This is a genomic window from Pseudomonas sp. Pse1 (assembly GCF_024519635.1).
In the GTDB taxonomy this organism is placed as follows: Bacteria; Pseudomonadota; Gammaproteobacteria; order Pseudomonadales; family Pseudomonadaceae; genus Aquipseudomonas.
The window spans coordinates 19406-28267 of the sequence record NZ_JALJRO010000036.1 but is presented as its reverse complement, the minus strand read 5'-3'; the positions used below and the strand labels follow the sequence as shown (position 1 = coordinate 28267).

The window sequence follows — 8862 nt, the reverse complement described above, 5'->3', positions numbered from 1 at the left end:
AGGACGGTTGCGTGATTGCCTACAAGTTCAAGGGCCAGCGTTTCGACTGCGGTGGTGCTGAAGGCTACATCGAAGCGACCAACTTCTGCTTCGAACACTTCTACAAAACTGGCAAGGCTTACTGATAGCGCCGGTTTGATGAAGTCAATAAAACGCCCCGACTGGTTCGGGGCGTTTTTTTTGGTGTTATAGGAGCGGGCTTTCCGGCGAACCAGGCACCCCGGTGCTTCAGGCGCACCGCCTTCGCCGGCAGCTTGCCCGCGAAGGCGGCGTGTCAGACAGCGGTGATGGGGCGTATGCTGTGCGCCTGCCGAGGAGATTGAAATGGCTTACGATTTTGACCTGTATGTGATTGGCGCCGGTTCCGGCGGTGTACGTGCGGCGCGCTTCGCCGCCGGTTTTGGCGCAAAAGTCGGCGTGGCCGAGAGCCGATATCTGGGCGGGACCTGTGTCAACGTTGGCTGCGTGCCGAAGAAGCTGCTGGTGTACGGCGCGCACTTTGCCGAAGACTTCGAGCAGTCGGCCGGATTCGGCTGGTCCCTGGGCGAAGCGAGCTTCGACTGGGCGACCCTGATCGCCAACAAGGACCGCGAGATCAACCGCCTCAATGGCATCTACCGCAACCTGCTGGTCAACAGTGGCGTGACCCTGCACGAAGGCCACGCGACAATCGTTGATCCCCATACTGTGGAGGTCAATGGCGAACGCCACAGCGCGAAAAACATCCTGATCGCCACCGGCGGCTGGCCGCAGATTCCACAAATTCCTGGGCACGAACACGCCATCAGCTCCAACCAGGCGTTCTTCCTCAAGGCGCTGCCCAAGCGGGTGCTGGTGGTCGGCGGTGGGTACATCGCCGTCGAATTCGCCGGGATCTTCCACGGCCTGGGCGCCGAAACCAGCCTGCTGTATCGCGGCGACCTGTTCCTGCGCGGTTTTGATGGTGCGGTGCGCAAGCATCTGCAGGAAGAACTGAGCAAGCGCGGGATGGATCTGCAGTTCAATGCCGACATCGAACGCATCGACAAGCAGGCCGATGGCAGCTTGAACGTCACTCTCAAGGATGGTCGTACCCTGCACACCGATTGCGTGTTCTACGCCACCGGCCGGCGGCCGATGCTCGACAACCTTGGCCTGGAAAACACTGCGGTCAAGCTCGACGACAAGGGCTTCGTCGAGGTCAATGAGCTGTACCAGACCGCCGAACCCTCGGTGCTGGCGATTGGCGATGTGATCGGTCGCGTGCAGTTGACCCCCGTGGCCCTGGCCGAAGGCATGGCAGTTGCCCGTCGCCTGTTCAAGCCCGAGCAGTACCGTGCGGTGGACTACCGGATGATCCCGACCGCCGTGTTCAGTCTGCCCAACATCGGCACCGTTGGCCTGACTGAGGAGCAGGCGCGGGAAGCAGGCCATGACGTGCAGATTTTCGAAAGCCGTTTCCGGCCGATGAAGCTGACCCTGACCGACTGCCAGGAGCGCACGCTGATGAAGTTGGTGGTGGATGCCAGGACCGACAAGGTCCTGGGTTGCCACATGGTCGGCCCGGACGCCGGCGAAATCGTCCAGGGCCTGGCGATCGCCCTCAAGGCTGGCGCGACCAAGCGTGACTTCGACGAAACCATCGGCGTACACCCGACGGCCGCCGAAGAGTTCGTCACCATGCGCACGCCGGTCGGCGCTTAAGGGGTTTCGGCCTCGACGGGCTGTGGCTCAGGCTCTGCCTTGCTGGCCACCGCCAGTTGCAGGGCCTGCAGGCTGGCCTCGGCGCTGGCGGCGCGCAGGGCCAGCTCGCTGTTGGTCTGCATGTGCTCGGTCGCGGTTTGCCGGGCCTGGCTGCTTTCCAGCACGGCAATGCGCAGGCGCTCCTGGAGCAGGGTGCATTCGGCGTCGCGGGCGCGCAGTTGTTCCTGCAGCTGTGCGTAACGGGTCTCGCCCTGTTTGAGTTGATCCTGTACCAGGTTCAGTTCACGCACGGTGCCACGGTTTTCGGTCAGCAAGCGTTCGTTGTCGCGGTTGAGCTGGGTGATCTCATCCTGGCGAACCATGGCGCTTTGCTGGGCCTGGCGCAGCTCCATCTGGATCTGCTGCACCTGGCCTTCATGGCGCCGTTGCTCCTGATCCCGCTGCTCCTTGATCGCCTCGCGGTAATGCTCAAGGGCGTCGCGGGCGTGCAGGTGTTTCTCCTCCAGTGAGCGAATCTGCTCGTCCTTGTCGTTCAAGCGCAACTCAAAATCGCTCAAGGCCTGGCTCAACCCGGCGTTGCGGGTTTGCTCACTTTGCAACAGGCCACGGGTGTTGTTCAGGGCCTCGGACTCGCTGGCCAGGGTCGCGGCCTGGGCCTGCAATTGCTGCTGCTGTTGCGCCTGAACCTGCAGCGCCTCGGCCATTTGGGCCTCTAGAGCCTGGCGCGCCTGCTCGAAGCTGGCCAATGCCAGGTCGATGCGTTCCTGACCCTGCTCGCGCAGACGCTGGGCGAGGCGCTGGACCAGTGCGGTCAACTCCTCATCCATGGGTTCCTGAGCCTCGGCAGCATTCGCCGTGACATCTTCATCCAGCTCCTTGAGGTAGCGGTGGATGGTGGTTTTCGAACCGGTATTGCCCAGCTCGATCCGGATGGCATCAATGCTGGGGTTTTCGCCGCGTGCCAGGATCGCCAGACGTGCCGCCTGAACCACAATCTTGTTTATACCGCCCCGAGCCATGTGATCTCCTGCCATTGCGTAGTACGTATTTCGTAGCGGCGCAGTGTACCACCGCACCTGCCGTTCAGCCCGGCAGTCGGAATGGCTGAGACGCTTTGCTTCTATTAAGTACGCTGGCTAATAGCGAAAACCAATGAGCAGCATCAGGTTTGCCAATGAGCCATCTGCCGATCGCTTGGGTAGGATTCTCTCCATCAACTTAACAACCCTGACGGAGAGTCAACGATGCCTATCATCAACAGCCAAGTTAAACCCTTCACCGCTACCGCTTTCAAAAATGGCGATTTCGTACAAGTGTCGGACGCTGACCTGAAAGGCAAATGGTCGGTCGTGTTCTTCTACCCAGCCGACTTCACCTTCGTCTGCCCAACCGAACTGGAAGACCTGGCTGACAACTACGCCGAATTCCAGAAACTGGGCGTCGAGATCTACAGCGTTTCCACCGACACTCACTTTGCCCACGCAGCCTGGCACAACACTTCGCCAGCCATCGGCAAAATCCAGTACACCATGATCGGCGACCCGACCCACGTGATCTCCCGCAACTTCGACGTGCTGATCGAAGAAGCCGGTCTGGCTGACCGTGGCACCTTCGTGATCAACCCTGAAGGCCAGGTCAAAATCGTTGAGTTGAACGACGGTGGCGTCGGCCGTGACGCCAGCGAACTGCTGCGCAAAATCAAGGCTGCCCAGTACGTTGCCGCTCACCCGGGCGAAGTCTGCCCAGCCAAGTGGAAAGAAGGCGAAGCGACTCTGGCCCCGTCCCTGGACTTGGTCGGCAAGATCTGAGCCGATGAGTCGATTGAGGGCGCCAGGCGCCTGAGTCAGTAAGCCGCACCGCCCTCAAAAACGCCCGGGCGAGATTCGTTCGGGCGTTGTTTTTTCTACCGTTCAAGAAACATGGAGATCGCCCGTATGTTGGACGCCAATCTTAAAGCCCAGTTGAAGTCATACCTGGAACGGGTCACCCAGCCGATCGAGATCGTTGCTTCCCTCGACGACGGTGCGAAATCCCGGGAAATGCTCGAACTGTTGAAAGACGTTGCCAGTCTTTCCAGTCAAATTACCTTGCTCGATAACGGTGACGATGCCCGCACGCCGTCGTTCTCGATTAACCGCCCGGGGGCCGATATCAGCCTGCGCTTTGCCGGCATCCCGATGGGTCACGAATTCACTTCCCTGGTATTGGCGCTGCTGCAAGTCGGTGGCCACCCGTCGAAAGCCAGCGCCGAAGTGATCGAACAGATTCGCTCACTGAAGGGCGATTTCAGGTTCGAAACCTACTTCTCGTTGTCCTGCCAGAACTGCCCGGATGTGGTCCAGGCGTTGAACCTGATGGCAGTGCTCAACCCCAATATTCAGCACGTCGCCATCGACGGCGCGCTATTCCAGGCTGAAGTCGACGCGCGTCAGATCATGGCCGTGCCCAGCGTTTACCTTAACGGTGTGAACTTCGGCCAGGGCCGCATGGGCCTGGAAGAAATCCTCGCCAAAATCGACACCAGCGGCCTTGAGCGCCAGGCCGAGAAGATCAGTGCCAAAGACGCGTTCGACGTGTTGGTGGTCGGCGGTGGCCCGGCTGGCGCTTCGGCGGCCATTTATGCTGCACGCAAAGGCATCCGCACCGGCGTTGCTGCCGAGCGCTTTGGCGGTCAGGTGCTCGACACCATGGCCATCGAAAACTTTATCTCAGTGCAGGAAACCGAAGGGCCGAAGCTGGCCGTCGCGCTGGAAGAACACGTCAAGCAGTACGACGTCGACATCATGAACCTGCAACGTGCCGACAAATTGGTGCCCGGCAAGCCTGGCGAATTGCACCGAATTCACTTCGCCAGCGGTGCTTCGCTCAGCGCCAAAACCGTGATTCTGGCAACCGGTGCGCGCTGGCGCGAAATGAACGTCCCTGGCGAACAGCAGTACCGCAACAAGGGTGTTGCCTACTGCCCGCATTGCGACGGCCCGTTGTTCAAGGGCAAGCGCGTGGCGGTGATTGGCGGCGGTAACTCCGGCGTCGAAGCGGCGATTGACCTGGCCGGGATCGTGGCCCACGTGACCCTGCTGGAGTTTGATGTGCAGTTGCGCGCCGATGCGGTCTTGCAGCGAAAACTGCACAGCCTGCCCAATGTCACGGTGATCACCAGTGCGCAAACCACTGAAGTCACTGGCGACGGGCAGAAGGTCAATGGCCTGCGTTACAAGGATCGTCAGAGCGACGAGTTGCGCACTGTGGAACTGGAAGGGATCTTCGTTCAGATCGGCCTGTTGCCCAACACCGACTGGCTCAAGGGCACGGTGGAGTTGTCGCCCCGTGGCGAGATCATTGTCGATAACCGGGGTGAAACTTCGATTCCCGGTGTGTTTGCTGCCGGTGACGTGACCACCGTGCCGTACAAGCAGATCGTGATTGCAGTGGGTGAGGGCGCCAAGGCTTCGCTGAGTGCCTTCGATCACCTGATCCGCACCTCCGCTCCGGCCTAACAGGCACTTAAAAGAAAAAAACCCATGAATGATCTTCATGGGTTTTTTTGTGGCTGCGGACTTTAGCGGTTTACAGCGGTGCTGGCTGGATGATTTCGACCCAGTAGCCGTCCGGGTCCTTGATGAAGGCCAGGCTTTTCATGCGGCCGTCGTTCAGGCGCTTTTGGAAATCGCAGCCCAGGGCTTCGAAACGCTCGCAGGCGGCGACAATGTCTGGCACCGAAATGCAGATATGACCAAAACCGCGCGGGTCGGTGTTGCCGTTGTGGTAGGCGAAATCCGCGTCGTTCTCGGTGCCGTGGTTATGGGTCAGCTCGAGGATGCCGGGGATCGACTTCATCCACTCGGTGCGTGCGGCGGCGTCGGCCGGGATCTGGTCTTTCTCGACCAGGGCCAGGAAGTACAGGCTGAATTCGGCTTCCGGGAAATCACGTTTTTCCACCAGGCTGAAGCCGAGGACCCGGGTGTAGAAGTCCAGCGAACGGGTGATGTCCTTGACCCGCAGCATGGTGTGGTTGAAGACGAATTTGTGGGTGGCGGTATCGGGTTGGGCGGTGACGCCGGGGAAAGAGTTCAGTTCTTGCAGGCTCATGGGCCCTCCGGAAAATAAGTGGGGCAAACGACGCTCCGCGCTGGGAGCTGTCCTTGGGCTTGCGTGGGTCGAGGCTTCCGTGCAGTGGCGCAATGATACGCAAGGGTGGCGGGTGGGCCAATGCAAATCCTGGGCTATTGCCTGGCCGGCTGGCGCAGGGCAGACTTTGCCGCTCGCCCCGCCAGTGCCTTGCCTGATGATTCGACACTACAGATGTCTGTTGGTTTTACCTTTTCTGTTTGCCACTTTCGCTCATGCAGATGTCCCGCTGCCTGACATTGCCTGGCCCGGCGGCTGGCAAGTGCAGCCATTGGCGCAGGACAGTCAAACGGCAAAAGTGTCCCGCCAGCGCGCAGTCAAAAACAACGAGAACGGCGAGCCCGTGCTGGTGGCCGAACTAACGGTGAGTCAGGTCGACGCCGGGCATGAGGTCAACTTGCGCGGTGTGCTCCTGGAAATGCGCAAGTCGATCCAGAAGGACTTCTTTCAAGGCGGTTATCAGAGTGTGTGCAACAGCCTTCATGCCGCGACACTAAGCCGACTGCCGGCCGAGGAAACCACTTGCACCATTACTGAAAATGGGCGCCATGTGTTGTCGCAAACACTAGTCGGTGCGGTGGACGGTGATAAGGTTAATGTTTTTTCCTACGCCGGGCAGGCTGAGGTGTATGCCCGCAGTCAGCAGGAAATACAAGGCGTGCGAGATAGTTTGAAACTTTAGTGCCAAATTTTGGGTTTTTGGATTAATCAGAAAGTTGGGTGTTTAGGCGGCGAATTGCTTGTTTATTGTAGGAGCTAGCTTGCTAGCGAAGAACTTACGGGCTCCGCGGACATTCAGAATGTGCGCGTTATCGTTGACGTTCTTCGCGAGCAGGCCGGCAAGCGGGAGATCGCTCCTACAGTTCAGATCAAGCGCGCAGCCAGGAATCAACGGTGCTGGCGCCGTACTCTTCCTTCCAGGCTTTCAAGCCGCGGTGGTTGCCGCCTTTGGTTTCAATCAGTTCCCCGGTGTGCGGGTTCTGGTAAACCTTGACCACGCGGGCGCGGCGGGTTTTTGGAGCGGCGGCCTGCTGCAGGCCGGACTTGGGGTTCGGGTCGAGGATGGCGATCACATCGCGCAAGCTCTTGCCGTAGGTTTTCATCAGCCCCTGGAGCTTGGATTCGAATTCGATTTCTTTCTTCAGCCCGGCATCATTCTTCAGCGATTCCAGCTGCGCGAGCTGCTCCTGAAGGGCCTTTTCAGCTGCACGAAATTCAGCGAGTCTGGACAATATCTTTACTCCAATAGTGTATTTGGCTGATACCAACCGCCAACAAAGCTATAAGTCTGGAGCCTTGTAGCGCCTCGGTGAGAGTGACGCACCTGCTTAAACTGCTCAGGCAGGAAAAATTGTAGTAGTTAATTGTCGCGGAGTAAATCAAGTCTTTTTCATCATGTAACGGTTGGCCGGAGAATGATGCATTCTGGTGCATCAATTTGATTGCCCGTGAGTTTTCCGGGCAATCGGTACGATCGTCTAATGTTTGTTCAGTTCGACTATGAATTGCGCCGCCGGCATCGGTCGTCCATACAGATAGCCCTGCAAAAAGTTCACGTTGTGCTGCGCCAGATAATCACTTTGTTCCTGTGTTTCCACGCCTTCCGCGACTATGCCAAGGTCCAGTTTTCCGGACAGTTCGATGATGCTGTCGAGAATATGCCGGGATAATGCGTCGGCACCGATCAATGCCACAAAACTCTGATCGATTTTCAGGAAGTCGACATTGAACTGACGTAAGTAACCCAGACTGGAATGACCGGTGCCGAAGTCGTCGATGGCGATCATTACCCCCAACTCATGCAATTGTTCAAACAACTGAAGGGTGATGGCCGTGGGCTCGATCAGTTCGCGCTCGGTCAGCTCCAGCACCAGGGCGATTTTCCCCGGCGCAAAGGCCGCCAGCAGTTCGCGACAGTCTTCGACCAATTGCAAGTCGTGGCAATGACTGGCGGTAATGTTGATGCCCAGGTGAAAGTGCTCGTCGCGCCCAGCGATGTGCGGGCCGAGCAACGCTGCCGTCTGCTGCATCAGCGAGCGGGTCATCGGCACGATCAGCCCCGAGTGCTCGGCGAAAGGGATAAAAAGGTCCGGGCGTACCAGCCCATCCTTGGGATGGTTCCAGCGCATCAGTACTTCGGCGCCGGCCCAGCGCTTGCTGTCGCCGTGCACCACCGGCTGGAAGTAGGGGACGAACTCGCCGGCTTCCAATGCGCGCTGCAGTTCATGGCTCGGGGATGTCGAGCGCCGTTGCGTCCAGTGGGCGAGGGTGCCGGCGATCACCCCGAAAAACATCAATAAGCTGAAAACCGGCGGGTATTCGCTGAGCATGTAGCGCCAGGCTTCGCCCTCGGGATAGCCGGCCTGCACGGCAAAGGCGTACCTGGAGGATGAAAGCGTGTTGCTGGCCACCGGGAAGCTTGGCAGCGGACCGTTGTGTACTTGCTGGTCGGAGGTCATCCAGTTGTCGCCGACCTGTAGCAGCAACAGGGTATGGCGCCCGATCATGCGCAGGACATTGCTCAAGTGATAGCCGTCGAGAGTGGTCAGCGCGCCACCTCGGCCATCGCTGAGCCGGTACACCAACAGGGCGGTGTTGGGTGTCACCGGATTGCCGTTCATTAACCACAGTTTTCCCTGGGTGTACTCCCCGGGGTTGACCTTCTCTGCGAAGTCGCCGAACAGCGAACTGCAATACAGGTTGTTGTCCCAGACCAGGTTGGTCGAGCGTACGAAGGGGCGACGGGTCACCTGTTCGCGCAAGGCCAATTGCGCCTCGGCACAGGGTTTGCCGGCCAATGGCAGGAGCAGTTGTGCGGCGTGGGCGGTGTTGTCGAGCATCAACTCGAACTGGCCCACGGCTTCCTCGGCGGTCTGATGGGCGCTTTGCGCCAGCCGACGCTCGGCCTGCACGTAAAGGATAAGCAAGCCCAGGACCACAGGGACCAGTGCGGCGAGCAAGGTCAGGGCATTGCGGATCGCCGGCTTGCGTCGACGCTTGTGGGTCAGGGGCATTTGGTGAACCTGAAATAAAGGTATTGGGCTCTCAAAT

8 protein-coding genes and 1 pseudogene are annotated in these 8862 nt (G+C 59.2%); 5 read left to right on the top strand and 4 right to left on the bottom strand.

Annotation, left to right across the window (positions count from 1 at the left end):
* Nucleotides 1–125: pseudogene (locus tag NR126_RS27875) on the top strand (UTP--glucose-1-phosphate uridylyltransferase); the annotation flags it as partial.
* A gap of 199 nt (nucleotides 126–324) precedes the next feature.
* A complete protein-coding gene (gene gorA / locus NR126_RS27870; protein ID WP_256832440.1) occupies nucleotides 325–1683 on the top strand; it encodes a glutathione-disulfide reductase in 1359 nt (452 codons plus the stop codon).
* Here gorA and NR126_RS27865 read toward each other — a convergent pair.
* A complete protein-coding gene (locus NR126_RS27865) occupies nucleotides 1680–2702 on the bottom strand; it encodes a DNA-binding protein (RefSeq protein WP_256832439.1) in 1023 nt (340 codons plus the stop codon). The two genes, gorA and NR126_RS27865, sit on opposite strands and share 4 nt — an antisense overlap.
* 225 nt (nucleotides 2703–2927) lie before the next feature.
* On the opposite strand from NR126_RS27865, the gene ahpC reads away from it, so the two are divergent.
* Nucleotides 2928–3491, top strand: a complete 564-nt coding sequence (ahpC, locus tag NR126_RS27860) for an alkyl hydroperoxide reductase subunit C (RefSeq protein WP_105755816.1) — start codon at nucleotides 2928–2930, stop codon at nucleotides 3489–3491.
* Between the two features lie 126 nt (nucleotides 3492–3617).
* Nucleotides 3618–5180: an alkyl hydroperoxide reductase subunit F gene (gene ahpF / locus NR126_RS27855; RefSeq protein ID WP_256832438.1), complete on the top strand. Its 1563-nt coding sequence runs from the start codon at nucleotides 3618–3620 to the stop codon at nucleotides 5178–5180.
* 70 nt (nucleotides 5181–5250) lie between these two features.
* On the opposite strand, the gene gloA is transcribed toward ahpF, so the two are convergent.
* A complete protein-coding gene (gene gloA / locus NR126_RS27850; protein WP_105755818.1) occupies nucleotides 5251–5772 on the bottom strand; it encodes a lactoylglutathione lyase in 522 nt (173 codons plus the stop codon).
* 196 nt (nucleotides 5773–5968) lie between these two features.
* On the opposite strand from gloA, the gene NR126_RS27845 reads away from it, so the two are divergent.
* Entirely contained in the window at nucleotides 5969–6493 is a 525-nt protein-coding gene (locus tag NR126_RS27845; protein WP_256832437.1) for a DUF4946 domain-containing protein, read from the top strand.
* Nucleotides 6494–6680: 187 nt separating this feature from the next.
* Here the strand turns inward: NR126_RS27845 and NR126_RS27840 are convergent, their stop codons facing one another.
* Both NR126_RS27840 and NR126_RS27835 read right to left on the bottom strand, forming a co-directional pair.
* Nucleotides 6681–7043, bottom strand: coding sequence for a histone-like nucleoid-structuring protein, MvaT/MvaU family (locus NR126_RS27840; RefSeq protein ID WP_105755819.1), 363 nt, complete (start codon nucleotides 7041–7043; stop codon nucleotides 6681–6683).
* Nucleotides 7044–7289: 246 nt separating this feature from the next.
* Nucleotides 7290–8825, bottom strand: a complete 1536-nt coding sequence (locus NR126_RS27835) for an EAL domain-containing protein (protein WP_027620728.1) — start codon at nucleotides 8823–8825, stop codon at nucleotides 7290–7292.
* Nucleotides 8826–8862 lie beyond the last annotated feature (37 nt).